General features: G+C 62.5%; 28 protein-coding genes. 18 read left to right on the forward strand and 10 right to left on the reverse strand.

Annotation, left to right across the window (positions count from 1 at the left end; all coding sequences use genetic code 11):
- The first annotated feature begins 97 nt into the window (after positions 1–97).
- The gene (locus LC343_RS13080; protein WP_223477582.1) at positions 98–520 is read left to right on the forward strand and encodes a metallopeptidase family protein; all 423 of its coding nucleotides are present in this window, start codon (positions 98–100) and stop codon (positions 518–520) included.
- A 67-nt stretch (positions 521–587) separates the two neighbouring features.
- On the opposite strand, the gene LC343_RS13085 is transcribed toward LC343_RS13080, so the two are convergent.
- The 3 genes from LC343_RS13085 to LC343_RS13095 all read right to left on the reverse strand — a co-directional run bounded on the left by LC343_RS13085 (position 588) and on the right by LC343_RS13095 (position 2,436).
- Positions 588–1,247: a DUF1194 domain-containing protein gene (locus LC343_RS13085; RefSeq protein ID WP_338018589.1), complete on the reverse strand. Its 660-nt coding sequence runs from the start codon at positions 1,245–1,247 to the stop codon at positions 588–590.
- Between the two features lie 85 nt (positions 1,248–1,332).
- Positions 1,333–1,539 carry a DUF1737 domain-containing protein gene (locus tag LC343_RS13090; RefSeq protein WP_223477584.1) on the reverse strand — a complete coding sequence of 69 codons (207 nt, stop codon included), beginning with the start codon at positions 1,537–1,539 and terminating at the stop codon, positions 1,333–1,335.
- 15 nt (positions 1,540–1,554) lie between these two features.
- Entirely contained in the window at positions 1,555–2,436 is an 882-nt protein-coding gene (locus LC343_RS13095; RefSeq protein ID WP_223477585.1) for an HpcH/HpaI aldolase/citrate lyase family protein, read from the reverse strand.
- A gap of 59 nt (positions 2,437–2,495) precedes the next feature.
- On the opposite strand from LC343_RS13095, the gene LC343_RS13100 reads away from it, so the two are divergent.
- From LC343_RS13100 to LC343_RS13125, 6 genes are all read left to right on the forward strand, one after another.
- Positions 2,496–3,674 (forward strand): NAD(P)/FAD-dependent oxidoreductase, encoded by a 1,179-nt coding sequence (locus LC343_RS13100; protein WP_223477586.1) that lies wholly within the window; start codon positions 2,496–2,498, stop codon positions 3,672–3,674.
- Positions 3,675–3,749: 75 nt separating this feature from the next.
- On the forward strand, positions 3,750–4,355 hold the full coding sequence (gene leuD, locus LC343_RS13105) for a 3-isopropylmalate dehydratase small subunit (protein ID WP_223477587.1): 606 nt from the start codon (positions 3,750–3,752) through the stop codon (positions 4,353–4,355).
- Positions 4,356–4,362: 7 nt separating this feature from the next.
- Positions 4,363–4,599, forward strand: coding sequence for a DUF2798 domain-containing protein (locus LC343_RS13110; RefSeq protein WP_223477588.1), 237 nt, complete (start codon positions 4,363–4,365; stop codon positions 4,597–4,599).
- Between the two features lie 20 nt (positions 4,600–4,619).
- Positions 4,620–5,438 carry an Ivy family c-type lysozyme inhibitor gene (locus LC343_RS13115; RefSeq protein ID WP_223477589.1) on the forward strand — a complete coding sequence of 273 codons (819 nt, stop codon included), beginning with the start codon at positions 4,620–4,622 and terminating at the stop codon, positions 5,436–5,438.
- 110 nt (positions 5,439–5,548) lie between these two features.
- On the forward strand, positions 5,549–5,803 hold the full coding sequence (locus tag LC343_RS13120) for an acyl carrier protein (protein WP_223477590.1): 255 nt from the start codon (positions 5,549–5,551) through the stop codon (positions 5,801–5,803).
- Positions 5,804–7,024 carry a beta-ketoacyl-[acyl-carrier-protein] synthase family protein gene (locus tag LC343_RS13125; protein ID WP_223477591.1) on the forward strand — a complete coding sequence of 407 codons (1,221 nt, stop codon included), beginning with the start codon at positions 5,804–5,806 and terminating at the stop codon, positions 7,022–7,024.
- Here the strand turns inward: LC343_RS13125 and LC343_RS13130 are convergent.
- On the reverse strand, positions 7,015–7,761 hold the full coding sequence (locus LC343_RS13130) for an alpha/beta fold hydrolase (RefSeq protein ID WP_223477592.1): 747 nt from the start codon (positions 7,759–7,761) through the stop codon (positions 7,015–7,017). The genes LC343_RS13125 and LC343_RS13130 overlap by 10 nt on opposite strands.
- A gap of 206 nt (positions 7,762–7,967) precedes the next feature.
- Between LC343_RS13130 and LC343_RS13135 the strand changes: the two genes are divergently transcribed.
- From LC343_RS13135 to leuB, 3 genes are all read left to right on the forward strand, one after another.
- Complete coding sequence (locus LC343_RS13135) at positions 7,968–8,483, forward strand: MarR family winged helix-turn-helix transcriptional regulator (protein ID WP_223477593.1); 516 nt, start codon at positions 7,968–7,970, stop codon at positions 8,481–8,483.
- Positions 8,480–8,863, forward strand: a complete 384-nt coding sequence (locus tag LC343_RS13140) for a RidA family protein (protein WP_223477594.1) — start codon at positions 8,480–8,482, stop codon at positions 8,861–8,863. Before LC343_RS13135 ends, LC343_RS13140 begins: the two co-directional genes overlap by 4 nt.
- 92 nt (positions 8,864–8,955) lie before the next feature.
- On the forward strand, positions 8,956–10,065 hold the full coding sequence (gene leuB / locus LC343_RS13145; RefSeq protein ID WP_223477595.1) for a 3-isopropylmalate dehydrogenase: 1,110 nt from the start codon (positions 8,956–8,958) through the stop codon (positions 10,063–10,065).
- 120 nt (positions 10,066–10,185) lie between these two features.
- On the opposite strand, the gene LC343_RS13150 is transcribed toward leuB, so the two are convergent.
- Positions 10,186–10,854: a hypothetical protein gene (locus LC343_RS13150; RefSeq protein WP_223477596.1), complete on the reverse strand. Its 669-nt coding sequence runs from the start codon at positions 10,852–10,854 to the stop codon at positions 10,186–10,188.
- A gap of 226 nt (positions 10,855–11,080) precedes the next feature.
- On the opposite strand from LC343_RS13150, the gene LC343_RS13155 reads away from it, so the two are divergent.
- Together LC343_RS13155 and LC343_RS13160 are read left to right on the forward strand one after the other, a co-directional pair.
- Complete coding sequence (locus LC343_RS13155) at positions 11,081–12,115, forward strand: aspartate-semialdehyde dehydrogenase (protein WP_223477597.1); 1,035 nt, start codon at positions 11,081–11,083, stop codon at positions 12,113–12,115.
- A 128-nt stretch (positions 12,116–12,243) separates the two neighbouring features.
- Positions 12,244–12,684 carry a MarR family winged helix-turn-helix transcriptional regulator gene (locus LC343_RS13160; RefSeq protein WP_223477598.1) on the forward strand — a complete coding sequence of 147 codons (441 nt, stop codon included), beginning with the start codon at positions 12,244–12,246 and terminating at the stop codon, positions 12,682–12,684.
- 55 nt (positions 12,685–12,739) lie between these two features.
- Here the strand turns inward: LC343_RS13160 and LC343_RS13165 are convergent, their stop codons facing one another.
- Together LC343_RS13165 and LC343_RS13170 are read right to left on the reverse strand one after the other, a co-directional pair.
- Complete coding sequence (locus tag LC343_RS13165) at positions 12,740–15,940, reverse strand: efflux RND transporter permease subunit (RefSeq protein WP_223477713.1); 3,201 nt, start codon at positions 15,938–15,940, stop codon at positions 12,740–12,742.
- A 5-nt stretch (positions 15,941–15,945) separates the two neighbouring features.
- A complete protein-coding gene (locus LC343_RS13170; RefSeq protein WP_223477599.1) occupies positions 15,946–17,079 on the reverse strand; it encodes an efflux RND transporter periplasmic adaptor subunit in 1,134 nt (377 codons plus the stop codon).
- A 321-nt stretch (positions 17,080–17,400) separates the two neighbouring features.
- On the opposite strand from LC343_RS13170, the gene LC343_RS13175 reads away from it, so the two are divergent.
- Positions 17,401–18,024 carry a TetR/AcrR family transcriptional regulator gene (locus LC343_RS13175; protein ID WP_223477714.1) on the forward strand — a complete coding sequence of 208 codons (624 nt, stop codon included), beginning with the start codon at positions 17,401–17,403 and terminating at the stop codon, positions 18,022–18,024.
- Between the two features lie 76 nt (positions 18,025–18,100).
- On the opposite strand, the gene LC343_RS13180 is transcribed toward LC343_RS13175, so the two are convergent.
- Positions 18,101–19,219 (reverse strand): patatin-like phospholipase family protein, encoded by a 1,119-nt coding sequence (locus LC343_RS13180; RefSeq protein WP_223477600.1) that lies wholly within the window; start codon positions 19,217–19,219, stop codon positions 18,101–18,103.
- A 2-nt stretch (positions 19,220–19,221) separates the two neighbouring features.
- On the reverse strand, positions 19,222–19,998 hold the full coding sequence (locus tag LC343_RS13185; RefSeq protein ID WP_223477601.1) for a 3-hydroxybutyrate dehydrogenase: 777 nt from the start codon (positions 19,996–19,998) through the stop codon (positions 19,222–19,224).
- A gap of 180 nt (positions 19,999–20,178) precedes the next feature.
- Between LC343_RS13185 and LC343_RS13190 the strand changes: the two genes are divergently transcribed.
- The 3 genes from LC343_RS13190 to LC343_RS13200 all read left to right on the forward strand — a co-directional run bounded on the left by LC343_RS13190 (position 20,179) and on the right by LC343_RS13200 (position 22,803).
- Entirely contained in the window at positions 20,179–20,532 is a 354-nt protein-coding gene (locus LC343_RS13190) for an arsenate reductase family protein (protein ID WP_223477602.1), read from the forward strand.
- Positions 20,533–20,602: 70 nt separating this feature from the next.
- Positions 20,603–21,856: a flavodoxin-dependent (E)-4-hydroxy-3-methylbut-2-enyl-diphosphate synthase gene (ispG, locus tag LC343_RS13195; protein ID WP_223477603.1), complete on the forward strand. Its 1,254-nt coding sequence runs from the start codon at positions 20,603–20,605 to the stop codon at positions 21,854–21,856.
- 20 nt (positions 21,857–21,876) lie between these two features.
- Positions 21,877–22,803, forward strand: coding sequence for a lytic transglycosylase domain-containing protein (locus LC343_RS13200; RefSeq protein ID WP_223477604.1), 927 nt, complete (start codon positions 21,877–21,879; stop codon positions 22,801–22,803).
- A gap of 57 nt (positions 22,804–22,860) precedes the next feature.
- Here LC343_RS13200 and LC343_RS13205 read toward each other — a convergent pair whose 3' ends face one another.
- The gene (locus tag LC343_RS13205) at positions 22,861–23,769 is read right to left on the reverse strand and encodes a polyprenyl synthetase family protein (protein WP_223477605.1); all 909 of its coding nucleotides are present in this window, start codon (positions 23,767–23,769) and stop codon (positions 22,861–22,863) included.
- A 247-nt stretch (positions 23,770–24,016) separates the two neighbouring features.
- On the opposite strand from LC343_RS13205, the gene mtgA reads away from it, so the two are divergent.
- Together mtgA and rpmF are read left to right on the forward strand one after the other, a co-directional pair.
- Positions 24,017–24,679, forward strand: coding sequence for a monofunctional biosynthetic peptidoglycan transglycosylase (mtgA, locus tag LC343_RS13210; RefSeq protein ID WP_223477606.1), 663 nt, complete (start codon positions 24,017–24,019; stop codon positions 24,677–24,679).
- 143 nt (positions 24,680–24,822) lie between these two features.
- Positions 24,823–25,005, forward strand: coding sequence for a 50S ribosomal protein L32 (gene rpmF / locus LC343_RS13215; protein WP_223477607.1), 183 nt, complete (start codon positions 24,823–24,825; stop codon positions 25,003–25,005).
- Positions 25,006–25,017: the final 12 nt, after the last annotated feature.

Raw genomic sequence — 25,017 nt, forward strand, 5'->3', positions numbered from 1 at the left:
AAAGAATTTATTCCTCTAAATCCGCGTCATTTTCCGCCCCCTCGCGCGGGCCGCCAAGACGCGATATAGAGGGCGTGAAAACGATGCAGAAAACACCATGGACCGCACTGACCAGAGCGGCGACTGGGCCGACCGGCTCTCGCCCGACCTCGCCACCATCGAATCGATCGCGCTGACGGCCTATTCGCACCTGCCGCAGGAATTTCGCGCGCTCACCGGCGACGTGCAGATCGTCATTGCGGACTTCCCGACCGAGGAGATCAGCGACGATCTGGGCCTCGAAACCCCGTTCGACCTGCTCGGCCTGTTCGAAGGGCGCGGCGTCGCCGAGCGCTGGAACCCCGGCACCGGCGAGCAGGTCAACCGCATCACGCTCTATCGCCGCGCCATCCTCGACTACTGGTCGGAAAACGAGGAATCGCTGGGCGACATCATCACCCATGTGCTGATCCACGAACTGGGTCACCATTTCGGCCTCTCCGACGCCGACATGGAACGCATCGAGGAAGCAGCCGAGTAAGGCCGGGCGATACTGCCTGGCAGGATTTCGCCATCGGCACCGCAAAAGGGCGGTTTTTTCCGCAGGCTTAGCGGAGGTAACGCGAACCCGGAACGTCGTCCGCTTTTCGCTCGCCTGGCGCGGACAAGTAACTGAGCGCCGCACCATTGATCTCGCGCAGGAGCTTGCGCTTCATCGCCGCCTCGTAATCGGCAAAATCGCGCGCGATCTCGACGAAGGCGCCCGGACCGTGGATCACCTCGGCGCGGTAATAGGCCACCGGGTCCGGCTTCTCGCCCTCGATGACCAGGCCATTCACCGTGACATTGGAAAAATCGAAATTCTTGAAGGCGAGCGCCGGCTCGTAACCCTCGTTGTTGACGCCATCGCCCGACACATCGACCACGGCGCGCGCGCAGGAAAGCGGCGCGCGCGACAGGCGGATCGCCGAATGGCCGAGCGCGTAACCAAGCGCCGTCGGGAATTCGTCGAACCCGCGCTCATGCAGCCCGATCGCCCCCGCGAAGGCGAAGACATCCGCCTCGCTGGCAAGAAACGTCCACGGCACGATGTCGACGACCTGGGTGCGCCCGCTCCATTCGAACGCCATCGCCTGAATACCGCCGGCCTCGACGATCGCCTGCACGATGGAGGGATCGCGCAACGCACGCGACAAGCCGCCCATCTGCAGGGCGAACTCGTTCTCGTCGATGCTGGAGGACACGTCGAGCGCCAGCACCAGCGACACGCCGCATCGCGATTGAGCGGAGACCGGGCCCGACATGAAGCCGAAGAGAAGAACTATCGCGACAAGAACCCGGATACCGCCGCTCCTATTGTTCGCCGAGTTTCATCGTGGGGTCGTATTCCTCGCCCTCGACGGTCTTCACCACCGCCTGCGCGCAACGCAGGGAATGGGTCTGGGCATCGAAAGCATAGGACGGCGAGCCATGCAGCGACCAGCCCTTGTTCAGCGCCGCGGTCACCTTGTGGCAGAAGGTCGAATCGTCCGGGCCTGTCAGCAGGCGATAAAGCTGCATGAATTTCCTGTCCTTTCAGCCGCCCTGCTGGAGAGCGGCAAGCGCCAGCGTGCGGCGCGCTTCTTCAAGATGCAATCGTTCCACCATGCGTCCGTCAAGCCCGATCACGCCGGCATCGCGGTTTTCCGGCCGCTCGAACGCTTCGACGATCGCGTTTGCTTCGGCCTCGCGCGTCTCGGAAATGCCGAAAATCTCGTTCGCAACGGCGATCTGGCCCGGATGGATCAGGGTCTTGCCGTCAAAGCCCATCGCGACCGAGCGGCCGCATTCCGAACGGAAACCCTCCTCGTCGCGAAACGCGTTGAAAACACCGTCCAGGACGTCGAGCCCGAAGGCGCGGGCGGACAGGACGAGATCTGCCATGAGAGGCCCCAGCACCGCATGGTCCCGGCCGGGCAAGCGCAGATCCTTGGCGAGGTCGTTGGTGCCCGCCACGAGGCAATCGAGCCGGGAACCCGGCGTTTCGCCCCATTCGGCGATCTGGCCAACATTGAGAAAGGCCTTCGGCGTCTCCATCATCGCCCACAGCCGGATCGTGTCGGCGGCGTCCGTTTCGGCCAGCATGTCGGCGACATCGGCAATATCGCGCGGCAGGTCGACCTTGGGGATCAGGATCGCGTCCGGCTTGCAGGCGCGCGCGGCGAGGAAATCCTCCGGGCCGAACGCGCTCGAAAGCGAATTGATGCGGATGACGCGCTCGCAGCGGCTTTTCGGGTTCGCCTTGAAATGATCGCGCAGCCTTTCACGCGCCTCCTCCTTGGCGGCCGGCGCGACAGCATCCTCCAGATCGTAGATCACCGCGTCGCAAGGCAGCGAAACGGTCTTGGCGACGGCCTTTTCGTTGGAGGCGGGCACGTAGAGAACGGAGCGGCGAAGGCGAAGCGGGCGCTTGGTCATCGCCACGTTTGACAATATTGCGCGACACCCCGCAAGTAGCGTTGCGAACGGAGTCGCCCATGACCCATCAAAGCTGCGATATCGCGATCATCGGCGGCGCACTGGCCGGCGCGGCGACAGCCTGGCACCTCGCCCGGCTCGATCCCGGCGCCTCCATCGCCGTGTTCGAGCGCGATCCCGCCTTTTCCCGCGCGGCCACAGCCCTTTCGGCCTCGGGTATCCGGCAGCAATTCTCGCGCGCCGAAAACATCGCCCTGTCCCGGCGCTCGCTGGATTTCATGCTGAATGCTTCAGAAAATTTCGGAGACGAAACGAATATCGGCTTTCGCGAAAATGGCTATCTCCTCCTCGCAAGCGATGCCGGCCGCGAGACGCTCGCCGCCAATCATGCGGTACAAAAGGCATGCGAGGCCGATGTCGTCTTGCTCGATCCGGCCGCGCTGGCCCAAAGATTCGGCTGGCTCAATCTGGAGGGCGTCGCCGCCGGGTCCTTCGGACTGTCGCGCGAGGGCTGGTTCGACGCCATGGCGCTGCTCTCCGCCTTCCGGCGAAACCTGAAAGCGCATCCGAACGTGACACTCGCAACCGGTTCGGTCGCTTCGATCGACAGCGCTGATGGCAGGGTCAGCGGTCTGCGCCTCGATGACGGCACGCATTGGCACTGTGGCACGATCGTCATCGCCGCCGGGCCATCCTCCGGCGCGGTCGCGCGCATGGCCGGCCTCGACTTTCCGGTCGAGCCGCGCAAGCGCACCGTATTTTTCTTTCATGCAAGGGACAGTTTTCCCGATATGCCGCTGACGGTCGACCCGACAGGTCTCTATGTCCGACCCGAGGGTGACGGCTACATCACGGGCATTTCTCCGCATCCGGACGCGGACGGTCCGGCCAACCCCGACGATTTCGACCCGGACTGGCCGCTTTTCGAGGAGACGATCTGGCCGCTTCTCGCAGAACGCGTTCCCGCTTTCGAGGCGATCAAGCTGCATTCGGCATGGGCCGGTCACTACGACTACAATCCCTTCGATCGCAACGCGCTGATCGGCATCGTGCCCGGTATCGGCGGGCTCTACGCGATATCCGGTTTTTCCGGCCACGGTGTACAGCAGGCCCCGGCGGCGGGCGAAGCGCTCGCCGAATTGATCCTTTTCGGCGAATATCGATCGGTCGATTGCACAGCCTTCGCGCCCGATCGCGTCGCCGCCGAACGGCCTTTCGCCGAGCGCAATATCATTTGACGCACCGACAGCGCTTCATTTTTGCTGCGCGCTTTGCTATTGGCCTGCCGAGAATTCCAAGCGAAAGCGGTCACCATGGACAAGTTCACCACGCTGAGCGGCGTCGCCGCGCCCCTTCCGATCGTCAATGTCGACACCGACATGATCATTCCGAAGGACTATCTGAAGACCATCAAGCGCACCGGCCTGGGCAAGGGCCTGTTCGCCGAGATGCGCTACAATGAGGATGGCAGCGAGAATCCGGACTTTGTCCTCAACAAGCCAGCCTACCGCAATTCGAAGATCCTTGTCGCCGGCGATAATTTCGGCTGTGGCTCCTCGCGCGAACACGCGCCTTGGGCCCTGCTGGATTTCGGAATTCGCTGCGTGATCTCGACCTCGTTTGCCGATATTTTCTACAACAACTGCTTCAAGAACGGCATCCTGCCGATCGTTGTCAGCCAGGAAGACCTGGACAAGCTGATGGACGATGCCGAGCGCGGCTCCAACGCCACGTTGACGGTCGATCTCGAATCCCAGGAGATCAAGGGTCCCGATGGCGGCTCGGTGAAGTTCGATATCGACGCCTTCAAGAAACACTGCCTGCTCAATGGCCTCGACGATATCGGCCTGACCATGGCGAAATCCGCGAAGATCGACACGTTCGAATCACAACTCGCCGAAAACCGCCCCTGGGCCTGACGCACCCTTGAAGCCCTTTATTCCCCGGCGGCTCGAGCCCGTCATATTCGGATTGCTGCTGACCGGCATGATGAGTGCGCTGGTGTCCGGCCTCTCGACCTTTCTCGCGGCCGGCGCCGTGGCCGGTTTCGCCGCGCTCTGGGCGAAGGCATGGCTGTCGTCATGGGTGCTCGCATTCCCGTCGGTACTTGTCGTCACGCCGATTGTGCGCAAAATCCTCCACAGGATCGTCAAGCCCGACTGATCCGGAAAGCGAGGCGGGACATGAAGACGTTCATCGGTTGTCTGGTTGCGGCCATGGCGTTTGCCGGCATGGCAATGCCGGTCAAGGCACAGGATAAGGGAATCCCTTTTGCCGGCGGAACGATCCGCATCGCCGAAAACGACGATTACGAACGTGTCGTCACCTTCGATGACCGCGAGATCGCGCGCGACTACATGGTCTTCTTCGACCGGATCGTCTCCATAAACGACACCGAAGTCGCCTTGATTTCCATCGGACCGGGCGGCAATGCCTGCGGGGCCAACACGCTGATGGTCTGGCCTGACGGGGAAGGCGGCGTGAAGACCGATTCGCTGCCCGGCGACTGCGGTTGGCCTACTCCGGCCGTCTCCGATTACCGTATCCTTTTCGTTCCCTGGGTCGGGCCTGGGGAGGAACTGGCGATCCGCAGCTGGCAGCCGGATGCGGGCTTCTCGATGGCCGGAATGCTGCGATTCGCCCCCGAACCGGGCACGACGTGGTCGGACCTGAGCGCCGACCCCGCACGCCACCCGATCGACTACTTCCTGAACGAGGCGCTGTTCGCAGTCGCGTCAAACGCGCTGGGAGACGATCTGGAGGAATATGCGACGGGCTTGCGCGTCTCTTCGGAAATGGAGGAGGTCGGCGACGCCCTGTTCGCCGCCAGCGGATGCGTGCCACATAATTGCGGCGGCGCCGATTCGCTGCTCGTGGTCGACCTGAAGTCGGAAACGGCCTGGTTCGCGCAGATGCGCGGAAACACCGTCGCGCACTGGCCGGAACTCGACAAATGGCCCGAGCCGGCACGCGCACAACTGAGCCGCCTCGGCATCAACTGATCGAACGCATACCGGTCCGCCAGATTGACATTCGTTTTTCCTTCGGAGCAAAAAGGATGGCGGGGGTCGGCAAACAGTTTGCCGGTGAAGCGTTTCAGGGAAGTTTTTAAATGGCGGCCACGGTTCTCGACACGACAATACGGATCATCGCGGAAAAGACGGAAATCGATCCGGACAAGATCAAGCCGGACACCGAGCTGGAGTCGCTTGAAATCGAATCGCTCGACCTCGCGGATATCATTTTCGAGCTCGAAGACGAATTCGACATCGATATCGACCTGAACGCGGCGTCCGCATGGGACAAGCTCAAGACCGTCTCCGATATCGCGGATTCGGTATCGGCCCTGATCGACAAGGGCAATTGAATGACAAGACCGCGCGTGGTCGTCACCGGCATCGGAGGCCTTTGCTGCCTCGGCCGGAACGTCGATGAAATCTGGCAGTCGATGCAGGCGGGACGGTGCGGCATCGGTCCGCTCACCATCCCCGACAAGGACGACCTGAAAACCGAAATCGCGGGCGAGATAAAGGAACTCCCGCCGCACGAATTCGACCGCCGCAAGCTGACCTCGACAGGCCGGATCGGCCTTCTGGCGGCGCTTGCAGCTGCCGAAGCGCTGCAACAGGCGGGGCTATCGGTCGAAGACCGCCCACCGATGCGCATCGGCGCGGTAACCGGTGTCGGCGTCTATGGCGGCGATGCCGTCGAGGCGGCCTACCGGGCGATCTTCCTGAATCACAAGAAACGCACAGATATTTTCACGGTGCCAAAGGCGATGCCGTCCACCGCCGCGGTGCACACCAGCATGATCCATGGCCTGACCGGCCCGGTTTTCGGCGTCACTTCCGCCTGTTCCTCCTCCAATCACGCATTCTTGTCAGCGCTCGACCTCCTGCGGGCGGGCCGTGCTGACGCGATCGTCGCCGGCGGCTCGGATGCACCGCTGTCCTACGGGGTCGTAAAAGCCTGGGAATCCATGCGGATCCTCGCCAAGACCGGCTGCCGGCCGTTTTCCGCCGACCGCGAGGGCCTGGTGCTCGGTGACGGCGCGGGCGCGCTGGTGCTGGAAACGCTTGAAAGCGCGCAAAAGCGCGGTGCGCCGATCCTGGCTGAGCTGCTCGGCGCGGGCATGTCGGCCGACGCGAGCGATATCGTCGCGCCGACGCTCGAAGGTCCGGTCACAGCCATACGCGAATGCCTTGCCGATTCCGGCCTGGATATCTCCGACATCGACTATATCAACGCACACGGCACGGCCACGCTCGGCAACGACCGCACGGAGACTTCGGCGATCCGCGAGGTTTTCGGCAAGCATGCGGACGGGATTTCGGTGTCTTCCACGAAATCGATGCATGCCCATTGTCTTGGCGCATCCGGCGCGCTGGAAGCCATTGCCTGCATCAACGCGATCCGCGACGGCGTCATACCGCCGACGGTGAACTATACCGAGCCCGATCCGGAATGCGATCTCGACATCACGCCGAACGAAGCCCGCAAGCGCGATGTAAGCGTGGCGGTCAGCAATTCCTTCGCCTTCGGAGGCGCCAATGCCGTCGTGGCGTTCCGCGCATACGATCAGGCGTAATCGCGCACCAGCGCAATCGGCTTTTCACCGGCATCATCCTGTCCGGCCGTGACATAGGCTGCAATCGCGGCATGAACGCCTTCGTCGCGAAGCACGCGGCGATGACCGAGCCCGCTGGTCGTATGCAGCCGGACATGTCGTCCGGCCCGCGCCATGCGCAGCGCATCCGTATAGAGAACGTCCGTATCGTCCATGTCGTGAACGACAAGGACCGGGAGATCCGTATCGGCGAGTTGGTCGCCCGCAACGAACAGGTCGAGCGACCGGCCCAGCAATGACAACACGCGCCGCTCCAGCGCCTCCTGCGCCACTGGCGGCAAGCCGATTCGGCGGCCGAACCAGCGAAACAGCGCCGGCAGGGAATTGGGTGCACCAATCGTGACCAGCCTCTCCGGCCGCCGTGCGGGGACGCACATCGCCGAGCCGAGCGCCGTGTTCAGCACGACGGAACCGCCGAAGGAATGCCCGATCATCGCATCGAATGGTCCGTAATGACGCCATGCGGCATCGACCGCCTCGATACCTTTGCCGAGATGCAGATGGCGACCGGTCGATGCACCATGACCCGGCAGGTCCAGCAGCACGGTGTCGATACCGGCATCGTTGAGTGATCGGGCAAGCGCCAGCAGGTGCAGCGACCGCGAATTCCAGCCATGCACAAGCAACGCCTTTCGGCCGATGGGTCGCGACGACGGCATGTCCCATGTCGCGACGAGGCCGCCAGCGTGTTGCAGCATCAGGGGACGGACGCCCTCCGGCATTCCCGTGGTCCCGGACGTTCCCTTCCGCCGCGCCGTCCGCGTGAAGAGCCTGAACGCGAAATCGGCGGTGGTTTTCGGCCAGAGGGTGCCCGCGCGTGCGACCAATCCCTTTGCAATTCGTTGTCCCGCATGCATCATCGGCAAAAGACCTTATGTTCAACCATGAACAGAATAGTACAACTATGAACAATAAACAAGGTGCCGCGCAGGACTCCGCCGTCGAAGACGCGCCGATGTGGGCGAATCCGCGATTCCGCAACTGGATCGCCGTCGCCCGCGCCTGCCATCTCGTTCAGCAGGAACTGGCGCGCAAGCTGAAGTCGCTCGACCTCAAGACGCCGCATCTCGACATCATGGTGAATCTCGTCCGGTCGCCGGGCATCAGCCAGCAGGACCTCGCCCGCAAGCTGTTCGTCGGCCGGTCCAACATGACCATGCTGCTGCCGCAACTCGAAAAGCGCGACCTCGTGGAACGCCGGCCAGATCCGGGGGACCGTCGGGCTCTGCGCCTCTACCTGACGCCGCAAGGCGAGGCGCTTGCCAAAGAGGCGATCGCGATACAGGCCGGAATCATCAACGACATCATGTCGCTGTCGACGCCGGAGGAATGCGAGTTGGTCGGCGATTGCATGCGCCGTATCGCCGATCACCTGCTCGGCCATTCCGATGATGCCGACAAGACGGAGAACACACGATGAAAACGCGCCGCCTGGTTTCCACCGGTTCGCCCTTCGAGAAGGAGGCCGGCTATTCGCGCGCCGTCGTCCAGGGTGACTGGTGTTTCGTGTCCGGCACCACCGGCTACGATTACGCGACCATGACCATGCCGGAAAGCGTCGCGGCGCAGACCGAGAACATCCTTCGCACCATCGACGATGCGCTGGCCGAAGCCGGTTTTTCGCGCGGCGATGTCGTGCGCGCGCAATATACGGTGACCGACGCATCTTTTGCCGACGAAGTATTCCCGATCCTGGGACGATATTTCGATGGAATCCGGCCCGCGGCCACAATGGTCGTCGCCGGATTGATCCGGCCGGAAATGAAGATCGAGATCGAGGTGACCGCGCTGCGGGGCTAGGCGCCTCGCGGCAGAAAGCAACGGCCAGTTGAATTCGCGCCGTACAGCCTCTATTGCCCTCATCGACACTTCAAACCGACGGATATCCAGATATGACGACGCGTTCCCTCTTCCTTCTCCCCGGCGACGGTATCGGCCCCGAGGCCATGACCGAGGTTCGCAAGCTGATCAGCCACATGAACGAGAAGGAAGGCGCCGGCTTCGTCACCGACGAGGGACTGGTGGGCGGCTCGGCCTATGACGCCCATGGCAAGGCCATTTCGGACGCGGACATGGAAAAGGCGATGGCGGCCGATGCGGTGCTGTTCGGCGCGGTTGGCGGACCCAAATGGGACGGCGTGCCTTACGATGTGCGCCCCGAAGCCGGCCTCCTACGCCTGCGCAAGGACATGGCCTTGTTTGCCAATCTGCGCCCCGCCATCTGCTACCCCGCGCTCGCCGCGTCCTCCTCGCTGAAGCCGGAAGTCGTGGAAGGCCTCGACATCCTGATCGTGCGCGAACTGACCGGCGGCGTCTATTTCGGCGAACCGAAGGAGATCATCGATCTAGGCAACGGCCAGAAGCGCGGTATCGACACGCAGGTCTACGATACGTTCGAGATCGAGCGCATCTCCGGCGTCGCCTTCGAACTGGCGCGCACCCGCGCCAACAAGGTCTGTTCGATGGAAAAGCACAATGTGATGATATCGGGCGTGCTCTGGAAGGATGTCGTCACCGAGACCCACAAGGCGAAATATTCCGATGTCGAGCTGACCCACATGCTGGCCGATGCCGGCGGCATGCAGCTCGTGCGCTGGCCCAAACAGTTCGACGTCATCGTCACCGACAATCTCTTCGGCGACATGCTGTCCGACGTTGCCGCCATGCTGACGGGCTCGCTGGGCATGCTGCCTTCGGCGTCTCTCGGCGCGCCGGACCCTGTTTCCGGCAAGCGCAAGGCGCTCTACGAGCCGGTACACGGTTCCGCGCCCGACATCGCCGGCCAGGGCATCGCCAACCCGATCGCCATGATCGCGTCTTTCGCGATGTGCCTGCGCTACTCCTTCGGCCTGATCAACGAGGCCGACCGGCTGGAGAAGGCGATCTCCACCGTCCTCGACAAGGGTCTTCGCACCGGCGACATCATGTCCGACGGCTGCACGAAGGTGACCACAGGCGAAATGGGCGACGCCGTGCTCGAAGCCTATGCCGGCGCCGCCTGACGCGATAAAGGGCCGTTGTGCGGGATTCGGAGATCGCCTTTCGTCACGCAACAGCGGCTATTGTGGCACATCGAGCGGCGCGCCGAAGCCTGACAAGCCTCGGCGCGCCGTGCAAATGGCCTACTGCCAGGTCGTGAAGCCGATTGACAGGGTCTTGGGCGATCCGCCGGAAAGCGCATTGATGCGGAACTGGGAAATCCGGCCTTCGTTCGTCTTGGCGCAGATATAGCTGCCGACCGGAAGGTCGCTCAACGACACGCGATCCCGGGTCATCCGTGCGGAGGCGCAGCCCGCCGCACCGCGATTGGCGCGGTTGCCGACGCCGATCCGCGCGCCGTTCTGCGGAACGAGATAAAGCAACGCCCGAGTCTCCGCCTGGAACCAGAAATCCGCGCCGTTGCGCGTCACCGCGCCACGGTCCAGATCGAACAGGTAGGTCTGCGGGATATCAAGCCGCCCTGTCGCCGAGGTTCTTGGTCCGCCACCGCCGGACGCCTGGCAATCGAACCCGCCGCGCGCGGCCCGGCAGGTCTGGCCCCGCGGCGCCTCGCGCTGGATGCTGCCCGACGACCCATAAATGCACATCAAGGCGGGCTTCCCGCCGATGGCCTGCACCTTTGTTTCCGACAGCCGGTTGATCATGGGTGTGGTCCACCAGCCGGAAGGGAGATTGTCGGTGATCGTGCGCCGCGCCTGGTCGAGCGGGCAACGGATGAAGTCGGCGCTGGCTTCGGATGTCGCGCCCGCAATCACGGCCAGGACGGCCGCGGCCTTGATGAGGATGTGCATGGTCTTTTCTCCTTGCGTCGCCGGAAGCGGCGTTTGCGGTGAGACTAAACACGGCCGACTGAAGCCCGATGTTGACTTTCGCACAGTCCTGCATCAAAACGCCGCCACCATGAGCACCGCAACGTCGAAAACCACGAAGACGACCTGACCGCTCCGCCCCTCACTCTCCCGGGGGCGGGACGAGTGGTGCTTGCCAAGCAAAGGGGAGAGAGGAGCAAGAAGGGCCATGGGCTTTACAATCGCCATCGCAGGCGCAACCGGCAATGTCGGTCGCGAAATGCTCAACATACTGGAAGAACGCGGTTTCCCGGCAGACAAGGTCGTGCCGCTCGCCTCGCGCCGCTCCATCGGGCAGGAAGTCTCCTACGGCGACAAGACACTCAAGGTCCAGGCGCTGGAAAACTACGACTTCTCGGAAGCCGATATCTGCCTGATGTCGGCAGGCGGCAACGTGTCCAAGGAGTGGTCGCCGAAGATCGCCGCCAAGGGCTGCGTCGTCATCGACAACTCCTCGGCCTGGCGTTACGACTCCGACGTTCCGCTGATCGTTCCCGAGGTCAATGCCGATGCGGTCGAGGGCTTCCGGAAAAAGAATATCATCGCAAACCCGAACTGCTCCACGGCGCAGCTCGTCGTCGCCCTGAAGCCGCTGCACGACGCGGCGACCATCAAGCGCATCGTGGTATCGACCTATCAGTCGGTCTCGGGTGCCGGCAAGGAAGGCATGGACGAGCTCTTTACCCAGACGCGCGCGGTCTTCGTGTCCGATCCGCTGGAGAACAAGAAGTTCACCAAGCGCATCGCCTTCAACGTCATTCCCCATATCGACGTCTTCATGGAGGACGGCTACACGAAGGAGGAATGGAAGGTCCTGGCCGAAACCAAGAAGATGCTCGACCCGAAGATCAAGGTCACCTGCACCGCAGTGCGCGTGCCCGTCTTCATCGGCCATTCGGAAGCCGTCAACATCGAGTTCGAGAAGCCGATCACGGCCGACGAGGCACGCGAGATCCTGCGCGAGGCCCCGGGCTGCCTGGTCATCGACAAGCATGAGGACGGCGGTTACATCACGCCGTATGAAAGCGCCGGCGAGGACGCCACCTATATCAGCCGCATCCGTGAGGACGCCACGGTCGAAAACGGCCTCAACATTTGGGTCGTCTCCGACAACCTGCGCAAGGGCGCGGCATTGAACACGGTGCAGATCGCCGAGCTCCTGGTCAATCGTCACCTGATCGAGCCGAAAAAGAAGGCTGCCTGATTGGCGAGTGTTCGATACCGGGCGGGGAGGGGAACCTTCCCGCCTTTTTCATGCGCCGCACTGCGGCAAATTGTGCATTCCGAGCGGACGCACTGGAATGCTTAGGTTGATATCAATATAATTCGGCGATGAAAAAAACATCTGCCTTTCCCTTCGAGTCCACGCTCGAGGTGCGCGACGCATGCCTGTGCCTGCATCTGCAACGCGCCGCGCGCAAGGTCGCGCGCATTTTTGACGACGCCTTTCGGCCGCTCGGCATTACCAACGGGCAGTTTTCGCTCCTGATTTCGCTCAACCGACCGGAACCGCCCGTCATGGGCGATGTCGCCGCACTGCTGGCGCTTGATCGAACAACGTTGACAGCCAATCTGAAACCGCTTGAACGGCGCGGCCTCGTGGTCGTTTCTCCCGATCCGAACGATCGTCGCAGCCGGCGTCTGGCGTTGACCGCCGAGGGCGAGGAACTGATGAACAGGGCCTATCCGATCTGGCGCGAAACCCATGCGCTGATCGACAAAATGATCGCCGATCCCGACCGCCTGCGCACCGATCTGCTGGCCCTCTCCTGAACAAAAAAGGCCGGCTACGAGAGCCGGCCTTTTATGTTCATCTGTCGTCCGGGGCCTATTCGGCGGCTTTCGGAAACTCGTGGATGTTCTCATAGGGCTCGGACTGCTCTCCGGTCTCGGCCTCTTGGTTCTTCGGCTGTTCGGCAACTGCCTTCTTCTTGCGACGAAACAACTTGGCGAGCAGGCTGCGATCATCCGCAATCCAGGCATTGTCGCGCGTGAACACCATCAGGGCGGCCGGGGTCACCACGAGCGTCAGCATGGTGGAGAAGGCGAGGCCGAACACGATCGCGCTCGAGAGGGAGATCCACCATTGCGTCGATGGTGCGCCGATCGTCACCTCATGGCTCAGAAGCGCCAGATTGACGCCGAAGGCGATCGGCAGCACGCCCAGAATGGCCGTGATCGCCGTCAGCATGACCGGACGCACGCGTTCGCGGCAGGTTTCCAGGACGGCTTCAAGCTTGTCCCAGCCTTCCGAACGCAGATGCACGTAGGTGTCGATCAGGACGATGTTGTTGTTCACGACCACACCGGCCAACGCGATCGTGCCGACCGCTGTCATCACGATCACGAAAGGCTGTTGCATGATCAGAAGACCGAGCAGGACGCCGACCGTCGACATGACCACGGCTGTCAGCACCAGCCAGACATAAGTGAACCGGTTGAACTGGGCGAGCAGCAACGCGAAGATCAGGAAGATCGCGACCCCGAACGCCTTGCCGAGGAAGGCCGAAGCTTCCGCGCTTTCCTCGTTCGAGCCGCCAAGCTTCCAGCGCACGTTTTCCGGCAAGTCGAGCGTGGGCAGCGCGTCCGCCACCTGCTGCTGGAAAACCGAATCCTGCGCGCCTTCGGTGAGGTTCGCGGACACGATGACCGTGCGCGTGCCGTCGATGCGCTTGAGAGTGCCAAGGCTCTTGGCCGGTTCGCGCGTCACGAAATTCGAAAGAGGAACCGAACCCTGCGGGGTCTCGATCCGCAACTGCTCGAGTGTCGACAGGGTGCGCCGGTCTTCCGGCAGGCGCAGCCTTATATCGACCGCATCATCGGCGCCGGCCGGACGATAATCCGACAATTTGAGGCCGGTCGTCACGAGTTGCACGACAGTCCCGACGGAACCCGGCCCGATGCCGTATTTGGCGGCCTCGGTGCGATCCACCTTCAGCTCCCAGTCGATCGACGGCGGCGGCGCACCGTCCGAAAGGTCGATGACCTCGGGAATCGTACGCAGGTAATTCGCGACTGTCGCCGCAGCCTCGTCGAGCCCCTCCGGATTGCTCGCGGACAGTTCGACCTGGATCGGCTTGCCTTGCGGCGGACCCGCATCCGGAACCGAAACCTCGGCCTCGACGCCGGGAAGACCGGAAAGCGCGCCGCGCAGATCCGTCAGGATCTCGCTCGCTTCCTTGCGCTCGCGCCAGTCGACAAATTCGTACTGGATCGTTCCGATGACATCCTCGTCCGGCGAACCACCCATTCCGCCACCACCGCTGGAAGCGCCGACGCGGGTATAGACGGTTTCAATTCCGGGCCAACCGAGCACACGCTCCTCGACCGTGGATACGGCCTCGTCCTGCTCGTCGAGCGACAGGTTTCCGCGCGCATGCACATAGACGAGCCCGTATTGCGGTTCGACGCTCGGGAAAAACTCGGTCCCGCTATTATATTTGCCATAGGCGAAGACGATTCCGACCATCAGGGCCGAAACGAAGCCAAGCGTCGGCAGCGGATGACGCACCGCTTTCTTGACGACCGCCATGTAGAGCCCGTCCGGCTTGCGCTCCTCGACCACGGCCTTGCCGAAGATCGAGCCGAGCGTCGGCGCGAAGAACAGGGCGTAGAGAATAGAGGCCGACAGGGTGAAGATCAGCGTCAGCGGCAGATAGCCCATGAACTCGCCGACAATGCCGGGCCAGAACAGAAGCGGAGAGAACGCGGCGATACGCGTTGCGGTTGCCACCACGACCGGACCGAACATGCGCCGCGCGGCTTCCGCGAAGGCCGGGCCCGAAGGCATACCCTCGGTCATGCGCCGCTCGGCGTATTCCGTCACGATGATCGCATCGTCGACCAGCATGCCGACGGCCAGGATCAGGCTGAACAGCACGACGAGGTTGACGGTCAGCCCGGCCAGCGAAAGCGCAAGGATGCCCATCAGGAACGAAGTCGGGATCGCCAGACCGATCAGGATCGACGACCGGATGCCGAGGAAATAAAGGATCACGATGAAGACGAGGATGACCGCCGTCAGAACCGAGTTCTGGAGGTCCTCGAGCAGCGTGCGGATATCGGTCGACTTGTCCTGGCTGTAGGTGACTTCCACACCGGTCGGCAAGTTGGCCTTGAACTCCTCGGCCGCCGCCTTCACGCCGTCCACGGTCTCGATCAGGTTTGCGCCGGTGCGCTTCGAAACCTCGATTGCGACAGCCCGCTTGCCGTTCAGCCGCGCCTTGCTTTTCTCGTCCTCGAAGGTGGACCGGATCGTCGCCAGGTCCCGGGCGCGCACGACGGCATTGCCGTTCGCCGCGATCGGCAGGTTGGCGACATCCTCGACCGTCTCGATCAACGCCGGCACCTTGACGGCATATTTGCCCTCGCTGCCTTCCAGCGTGCCGGCCGCAACGAGCTGGTTGTTGGCCCTCACGCCGCCGATCATCTGGTCAAGCTGGAGATTGTAGGAGGAGAGTTTCGCCGGATCGATGATGACCTCGACCATCTCGTCGCGCGAACCCTGCAAATTGGCCTCGAGCACGCCGGACACGTCCTCGATCTTTTCCTGCAATTCCTTGGCGGCACGCGTCAGGACTCGCTCCGGCGCATCGCCTGAAAGCGTCACGACCAGAACCGGGAATTCCGAGATGTTGACCTCGTTGACGGACGGCTCGTCGGTCCCGTCGGGAAATTCGCGCTTGGCGTCGTCCACTTTTGAGCGGACATCCTCCAGCGCCGTCGAAAGATCGGCGTCGGGTTCGAATTCAAGAACGACGTTGCCGCCGCCCTGGTAGGCGTTGGACGTCATCTTGTCGACGCCCTTGATATTCTGAACCTGGGTCTCGACGGGCCGCACAAGCATGCGTTCCGCATCTTCGGGCGAGATGCCCTGAAGATGCAGGCTCACGTAGATCACCGGAATCTGGACATCCGGCTCGGCCTCTTTCGGCACGTTGATATAGGCCACGGCGCCCGCAATGATGATGAAGATCAGCGCCGTGATCGTCAGTCGCGCGTTGTTGACCGCGACTCCGAGGAAATTCAGCATGTTCAGATCGCTCCCGCGGATGCTTCCTCGATAAGCCGCTGGATGGTCTCCCCATCGGCCTCGACCGGTTTCACCTTCACGCCGTCACCGACGAAATTCTGGCCGGCGACGATCACGCGGGCGCCTTCCGGAATGCCCCCGAGTATCAGCGCACCCGTGGAATCGTCGACGATGTCGATCGGGTGGAAGACGACGACATCATCTTCGTTGACCGTGCGCACGCCGATCTCGCCATCGTCGTTGAGTGCCACGACGGAACGCGGTACCGGCGTCGCCAGGACCGGCTCGCCCCGCAGAACGACTTCCGCAGTCATGCCGGCCGGGATTGCGAGTTCCGGGTTGGATACCTCGACTTCGACCGTATAGGTGCGGGTCGCCGCCTGCGCGGATCGGCTTATGTAGCGGATCGTTCCCGTCACCGTGGATCCGTCGACCAGCCGCAGATCGGCCGGGTTGCCGACCTTGACCACGCCAAGGTCGCTTTCGTTGACTTCGCCGGTGCCGATAATCGGATCGAGCGCGATGAGAGTGGCAACCGGCGTCCCGGTCGATACAGACGCGCCTTCCTCGACATCGACGGAATCGACCACCCCGTCATAGGCAGCCACGACTTCCAGTTTGTCGACTTCGGCCTGCGCCGCCTCGACCTGGCTCTCTGCGGCACGCAACGCGGACTGCGCGGCATCGCCCTGCAGTTTCGCCAGCGTGCCCTGTTCAACGAGCTTCATCTTGGCTTCGGCTTCCGCCTTCGCCTGTTCCAGCGCCTGTTCGGCTGAACGCAGCGCGGAAATACGGCCTTCCGGCGCGATACGGGCGATGACGTCGCCTTCCTTGACGATAGCGCCTTGCTTGACGGCCAGTTCACCGATGATACCGGCGGCGCGAGCCGTCAGCTTGGTCACCTTGTCCGCCTTGGTCACGCCGGAAATATTGACCGACCGTGCGTGCCGGATCTGCGGGATCACCGCGACACCAACAACCTGCAGCGGTTTGGATGGCTCGGAAGCGGCGGCCTGTTCGGCCGGCGTTTCGCTCGCACTTTCCTGGGCGCTTCCAACCGACGAGAATTCGCCGGTGGCGATCCATGCGGCCGAACCAAGGAAAACAAGAATGGCTATGTAGCGGTTCGCTTTCATATTCGTCTCTTCGATACATCGGGAACGGGCCGGCGCCAGGAAACTGACTTCAAATGGCCGCGAGCACTACTTATTCAACACTTCCGATCCCATGACCGGTCGATTCTTAACATTTACGGGACCGATTGTTGTTGGATTACCACATATTGCACTGCACAAAACAATCCATCATCGACTACGCGAATTGAATCTCTCTGTTAAGAGGCAAGTTGCGAAATAGTATTCCCTCTTGGGAATCTCGTGAACGCAGAACGATGTTCAGCGCATACGCCGTTTGACAAATTGACAAAATAACGAAAAATGTCATACCGTCAAGTGATGATGCTCCACACCACCCCAGACAAACGCGGAACGATCCTCGCCGCCGCCTTCGAGGTTTTCATAAGCTACGGCTTCCGGAAAACATCGATGGACGATATCGCGCGCGCCGCCGGCATGTCGCGTCCGGCGCTCTATCAGGTCTTCCGGAACAAGACGGAGATTTTCCGCGCCGCCAGCCAGAGCCTTCTCGTCAAGTTTGGCCACGAGACGCGTGCCGCTTTCGATAGCGACAAGCCCTTCGCCGAGCGGCTTTTCAACTCCATCGACCAGAGCATTCTCTCGCTGCACCGCAAGATCGATGCGACCCCGCATGGCGCGGAACTCATGGGCGTCAACGCGGAAGTCGCAGGCGACATCGAGGAGAAATGGTGCGACATGATGGTCGATGCGATTGCCGAGGGCGTCACCGAAGCCGAAAGCAAGGGCGAGATCGCGCTCGCGCCGCTCGGTGTGGATGCACACCGGGTCGCGACAATCGTCATGCAGGCCATGGAAGGCATGAAGGCGAAATACCTGCGTGGAGAACCGATCGAGGACGATGTTCGCCACATGGTGAATTTCGTCGCTGGTGCCCTCGCCATTTCCATAAGAACCACCAGCGAGTGCAAATCAGGTCTTGGCTGAACATCAGCATTGGAATGCGCGTTCGAGCCGAAGGCGAGAGGCAGCGCATTTTGGTTCGATTGCGACCTGAAATGCACTAGCCGCGTTTCGTGCGCAGCCTGTTCATCGCTTCGCGCATGCGGTGACCCGTGGTCTTCTTCGACGCCTCCGGCAGGATATGCGGGCTGATCTCCTCCGAGAGGTCCAGCGTCGCGCGTTCTCCGACGGCATCGAAGCTCTGCTCGAGAAAATCGGCCGCCGCCGCACGACCCATCTCCTTGAGATAGAGCAGGAAATTCCACTCCGCATTGATCTTGGACGAAGCGGAAAGCTCCTCGACCACCGCGTCGGCGGCAATCCGGTGCATGCGGATGTCACGGTAATTCATGCCCTCCAGCCGACCGGCATTGATCAGCCGCCGAACGAATTCGATAGCCCTGAATTCGCGCAACAGACCCGCATTGAACGTGATCTCGTTCATGCGGTCCTGGATTTCCAGCGCCGTGCGCGGTGTCTTGCGCGTCTCGATCGGATTGATCTGGACAAGCAGGCAGTCATCTGTGCCGGAGTCATAGAAAAACGGAAACAGCGCCGGATTGCCGCCGAAGCCGCCGTCCCAATAGGGCACCCCGTCGATTTCCACGGCCTGGAAGATCGTCGGAATGCAGGCCGACGCCATCACCACATCCGGCGTGATCTCGTTATGGTCGAAGACCCGGACCTTTCCGGTCCACACATTGGTCGCGGAAACGAAGGTCTTGATGGCGGTGCATCTGCGCACGCGATCGAAATCCACCCGCCTTTCGACGACGTCGCGCAGCGGATTGAGATCGAGCGGGTTGAGATCGTAAGGCGAAAACACCCGCGAATAGAGGTCGAAGATGCGGTAGCTCGGCGAATTTTCCATGCTCCAATTGCCCCAGAGCATGTCGATCGGCGTACGTTGCACCGGCGAGAACCGGCCTTTCAGACTCACCGCGTACCAGAAATCGTGCAGCGCCTCGCGCGCACCGTCGCGCCCGTCCCGCTCATAACCGTCCACCAGCGCGACGGCATTCATCGCGCCGGCGCTAGTGCCGGAAATCCCGTCGAATGCGAGCCGCCCGTCTTCCAGCAGCGCATCGAGCACGCCCCAGGTGAACGCGCCATGCGAGCCGCCGCCCTGCAGCGCGAGATTGACGAGTTTCGGTTTCTCAGCCTTGCCGTTCTTAGCCATGGCTAGAGCGCGGTCCAGCCGCCATCGACGGAGATCGTTGTCCCGGTGATCTGCTCGGCATTCGGCGAACAGAGGAAGACCACCGTGCCGCCGATCTGTTCGACCGTGGCGAATTGTTTGGAGGGCTGGCGTTCCAGCAGCACTTCGCGCACCACCGTATCGCGGTCCATGCCGTATTTCTCCATCGTGTCGGGAATTTGCGCCTCGACCAGCGGTGTCAGCACGTAGCCGGGACAGATCGCATTGCAGGTGATCGGGTCTTCGGCCGTCTCCAGCGCCACCACCTTTGTCATGCCGACAACGCCGTGCTTGGCCGTGACATAGGCCGATTTGTAGGGCGAGGCCGTGAGGCCATGCGCCGAGGCGATGTTGACGATCCGGCCCCAACCGGCCTCGCGCATCATCGGCAAGGCGGCGGCCATCGTGTGGAAGGACGAGTTCATATTGATCGCAATGATCCGGTCCCAGGTCTCGACGGGAAAATCCTCGATCGCCGCGACATGCTGAATGCCGGCATTGTTGACCACGATATCCACGCAGCCGAACTCCGCCGCCGCCTTCGTGATCAAGGCGCGACATTCATCGGCCTTCGACATGTCCGCCTTGATATAGAGCGTCTTGTTGCCGTGCTTTTCGGCGATCTCGCGGGCCAGCGCATGGTCCTCGTCGCGATCGCTATAGGAGTTGATGACGACATTGTGCCCTTCGGCGGCGAGCGCGTGGGCGACGCCCAGCCCGATGCCCGAATTCGATCCCGTGATGACAGCCGTCTTCGTCATGATAAGTCTCCGCGAGGTTTCTGCTGCGGTGCAACATAGTGCGCCGCAATCGCGATGTCAGGCTTAGATTGCCTTGACCTTGCCAAATCGATCGAATCTTTTCGCGGATGACGGCGGGACCGGGACGCGTTTCCAAATCCTGTCACGCATTGCCGATAATCAGGGGAATTGATGAATCCGATGACCGTTCATATCTATGGCTATCCGGGCTGCACGACCGTGAAGAAAGCGCGCGAATGGGCCGAGGCCGAGGGACTGGATCCGCACTATGCGCATTTCTCGAAACTGCCGGACCTGAAAGCCAGCCTCGCCGAATGGATCGAAAAGGCCGGCATCGATTCCGTCTTCAACGACCGCGCACAGACGCTGAAGAAGATGCCGGAATCCGAACAGCAGGCGATCACGGCGAGCGACGACGCGAAGATCGCAGCCATGGCCGCTGATCCGCGCCTGATCAAGCGGCCGGTCGGCACGGATGGAAAGACGGTGCTCACCGGGTTTAAACAGCCGGAGTGGGAAGCCGCCTTCCGGTGACATGCGGGCGCGATTGCGCCCGATCCGGCGACACGATATGGAAGCCGCCAATGGCAGGCACAGGTAACCGATGAGCCAGTACCAGAGCGAACCCCTTCTCCGCCACCGCACCGTGGGCGTCGATGTCGGCGGCGTGATCGTCGGCGGCGACGCGCCGGTCGTCGTCCAGTCCATGACCAACACAGACACGGCCGATATCGACGCGACAGTCGCGCAAGTAGCGGCATTGCATCGCGCCGGCTCGGAGATCGTGCGCATCACGGTGGATCGAGACGAGAGCGCCGCGGCCGTGCCGAAGATCCGCGAAAGGCTGGAGCGGCTTGGCGTCTTCGTGCCGCTGGTCGGCGATTTCCACTATATCGGCCACAAGCTTCTCGCCGATCACCCGGCCTGCGCCGAAGCCCTCGCCAAGTACCGGATCAATCCCGGCAATGTGGGTTTCCGCGAAAAACGCGACCGCCAGTTCACCGATATCGTCGAGATGGCCATCCGCCACGACAAGCCGGTACGCATTGGCGTCAATTGGGGCTCGCTCGACCAGGAACTGCTCACGCGCCTGATGGACGAGAACCACGCGAACGGCGCACCGCTGACCGCCCGCGAGGTAACCCGCGAAGCCATCGTCCAATCGGCGCTGCTTTCAGCCGACCTCGCCGAGGATGTCGGCCTGCCGCGCTCGAAGATCATCCTGTCGGCCAAGGTCAGCCAGGTGCAGGACCTTATCGCCGTCTATATCGAAATGGCCCGCCGAAGCGACCATGCCCTGCATCTCGGCCTCACCGAGGCCGGCATGGGCACGAAGGGCGTCGTGGCGTCCTCCGCGGCCATGGGCATCCTGCTGCAACAGGGAATCGGCGACACGATCCGCATCTCCCTGACGCCGGAACCCGGAGGCGACCGCACCCGCGAGGTCCAAGTCGCGCAGGAACTGCTTCAGACCATGGGCTTCCGCCAGTTTCTGCCCGTCGTCGCCGCATGTCCGGGCTGCGGCCGGACAACCTCGACCGTCTTTCAGGAGCTCGCCCAGACGATCGAGGGCGATTTGCGCGAAAACATGCCGGTCTGGCGCGACAAGTATCCCGGCGTCGAGAATCTGAAGGTCGCGGTGATGGGCTGCATCGTCAACGGACCCGGCGAATCCAAACACGCCGATATCGGCATTTCCCTGCCTGGCACCGGCGAAACACCGGCCGCACCGGTCTTTATCGACGGCAAGAAAGCGGCGACCCTGCGCGGCCCCGACATAGCGCGCGATTTCCAGGCGATGGTCAGCGACTATATCGAACAGCGATTCGGTGACGGAACGCAAAGGAAAGCCGGCTAATGAGAAGGCGGCGAGGGGCGGTGTCCGCCGCAAATCGCGCCCTTTCCGCTATCGCGGCGCTGCTCCTGTCCGCTCATCCTGGATTTGCCGAAGATGACGGCGTTCGCGTCGTCCTGCCGTTGCAACTCGACGGTGCGTCTCCGGATGCCGATTTCGAGCGCGTTGATCCCGACGAGGACAAGAAAACCTACGATATCGGCGCCTTGTGCGACATGATCGCGGCATCTGCGGACGAGCATGGATTGCCGCGCCCGTTTTTCGCCCGCCTCATCTGGAAGGAAAGCCGGTTCGACATCAATGCCGTCTCGCCGGTCGGTGCGCAGGGCATCGCGCAATTCATGCCGGCGACCGCCCTGCGGCGCAAACTGCGCAATCCATTCGATCCGGAACAGGCACTTCCGGCGTCGGCGGCCTATCTCGCCGATCTGCGCCGGGATTTCGGCAATCTCGGCCTTGCCGCCGCAGCCTACAATTCCGGGGAGGAGCGCGTTTCGCGCTGGCTGGTGCGTGGCGGACGCCTGCCATACGAGACCGAGGACTATGTCCTGACCATTCTCGGCAAGTCCGCGGAAAATTTTCGCAACATGACCGAAGACGACATCCAGCAGCCGCTCGACGCCGAAAAGCCCTTCGCGGAGGCATGCCGCGCACTGCCGGTGAGACCGGCGACGGCCACCCTCTATGCATCGACCGACATTCCGCCCTGGGGCGTGCAGGTCGCCGGCAATTTCAATCTCGGGATCGCGGTGAAGAAATGGGAACGCATCCGCGATCGCCACGCGCGGATCATAGGCGATGTCGAACCCGCGATTTTCGCCAAGCGCGGCGCGATCGGTCTCAAGGCGATGCATGTGGTCCAGATCGGAGCGTCCGACAGGCGCGAAGCGAGCGATCTGTGCAATCGGCTCCGAATCGCCGGCGCTTCATGCGTCGTTGTCCGGAACTGACCCATTCCGTTTCCGAATCGATCCCTGAATTTTAGAGTTTTCAGGATCGCTTCCAGGCTACGATTGACGATCGGCGACGAACCGCGCCGCCTCGGCAAGCACCGTTCCCTTCGCACCAAACGGAGCAAGAAGCGCTTCCGCCGAACCGACCAGCCGGCCCAGTTCGCCCCGCGCCCAGTCTTCCCCGCGCAGGCTGACCAGCGTCGCCTTGCCCGCGTCGGCATCCTTTCCCGTCGCCTTGCCCATGGCTGTCGGCGTCTGAGTCACGTCAAGCAGGTCGTCGGCCAGTTGGAAAGCGAGACCGATGATCTCTCCGAAGGACCGCATGCGGGCGACATCCTCATCGCCTGCGCCGGCGACCAGCGCCCCGGCCTCGCAGGCAAACCGGATCAGCGCGCCCGTCTTCATCGCCTGCAGCGTGACGATACCGTCGGCGTCCGGTTTCTGCTCCGCCGCGGCCAAATCCAGCGCCTGTCCCCCGGCCATGCCGCCAAAGCCCGCGGCACGCGCCAGCCGGTTGGCCAGCTCGGCCCGGATATCGCCAGGCAATCCGTTGTCCCGACCGCTCACCAGATCAAAGGCGAAGGTCAGCAGGCTGTCACCGGCGAGAATCGCCGCCGCTTCGTCATAGGCGCGGTGAACCGTAGGCTGGCCCCGACGCATGTCATCATCATCCATGGCCGGCAGATCGTCATGGATCAGGGAATAGCAGTGCACGCATTCCAGCGCGGCGGCGGCCGGTAACGCCTGACCCTCCGCTGCGCCGAACAGCCGTGCTGTCTCAAGGACGAGGAACGGCCGGAAGCGCTTCCCTCCATTCAGAACACCGTGACGAATCGCCGCCATGAGGCGTTCCGGACGCATCGTCTCGCCCGGCAACGCGACGGAACCGAGCACCTGCTCCAGATAGGTTTCGATTTCGGCGGCGCGAGCGGTGAGCGCTCGAGTGAAAGACGTGTCGGACATGGCTTTCCGATGGCCGCTCCGCGCGTTCCGGTCAAGTCCGCAACACGATCCATGTTGCGGGGTCCCGTCGAATTGCCTAGGAATCTGCGACGCCGCGCCCGGCAGATACGCAACGCCCAGGACCATCGACGATTTGGCCCCGAAACGGAAAACCGCCGCCGCGGCCGGCAGGAAAAGCGGAAACGCATCCTCCGGGAAGAAAAAATCCCGCTGGTCCGCTGCGGCGTGGCGCAATCGCGGCGCCCGCGTGCTGCGCTACGGGCTGATCGGTCTTGCGGTTCTGCTGATCGCGCCGGTCGTGGTTGCCGCCCTTTATCGCATCGAGGCGGTCCGTCCGATATCGACCCTGATGCTGCGCGACACCGTGCTGCTCAGGCACTGGGAGCGCGACTGGGTCGAGTTCGACGCGATCGCTCCCGTCCTGGTCCAGTCCGTCATGATGTCCGAAGACGGTCAGTTTTGTACCCATAACGGCGTCGACTGGGGCGCCCTGAACGCGGTTATCATCGATGCGCTGGACGGTTCTCCGACGCGTGGAGCATCCACCATCACCATGCAGACCGCCAAGAACCTGTTCCTTTGGTCCAGCCGCTCCTTTCTGCGAAAGGGCCTGGAAGTGCCGTTGGCGGTATGGATCGATCTCGTCCTGCCGAAAAAACGGATCATGGAGATTTACCTGAACATCGCCGAGTGGGGTGACGGCATTTACGGCATCGAGGCGGCAAGCTGGACCTATTTCGGTCGCCCGGCATCCGAATTGACCGCGCGACAGGCGGCGCTCCTGGCGGTGACCCTGCCGAACCCATATCAGCGCGACCCGCTATCCCCCGGACCGCGGCTCAGCCGGTTGGCGAATGTCATACTCGGACGCGCGGCCTCATCCGGCGCTTATGTCCGCTGCCTCTACTGAGAGCGGCACAAAATTTGCCGGCGAGTCTGGTCAAGACGCATTTGAGCGTGTATAGGCCCGCAATCTTTTTCAAGCACATGTCGGGCGATTGTCGACCGGAGCGGTCAGCACACCGGCTCGCCTGATGTAACTGGAGACGTAAAATGGCTGTTCCGAAGCGAAAAGTGACCCGCTCGAAGCGCGGCATGCGCCGTTCGACTGACGCACTGAAAAACCCGTCCTATGTCGAGGACAAGAATTCCGGCGAACTGCGCCGTCCGCACCATATCGACCTGAAGACCGGCATGTATCGCGGTCGCCAGGTTCTCGAGCCGAAGGAAGGCTGAGGCCTTTCTCGC

The organism is Oricola indica (genome assembly GCF_019966595.1).
In the GTDB taxonomy this organism is placed as follows: Bacteria; Pseudomonadota; Alphaproteobacteria; order Rhizobiales; family Rhizobiaceae; genus Oricola; species Oricola indica.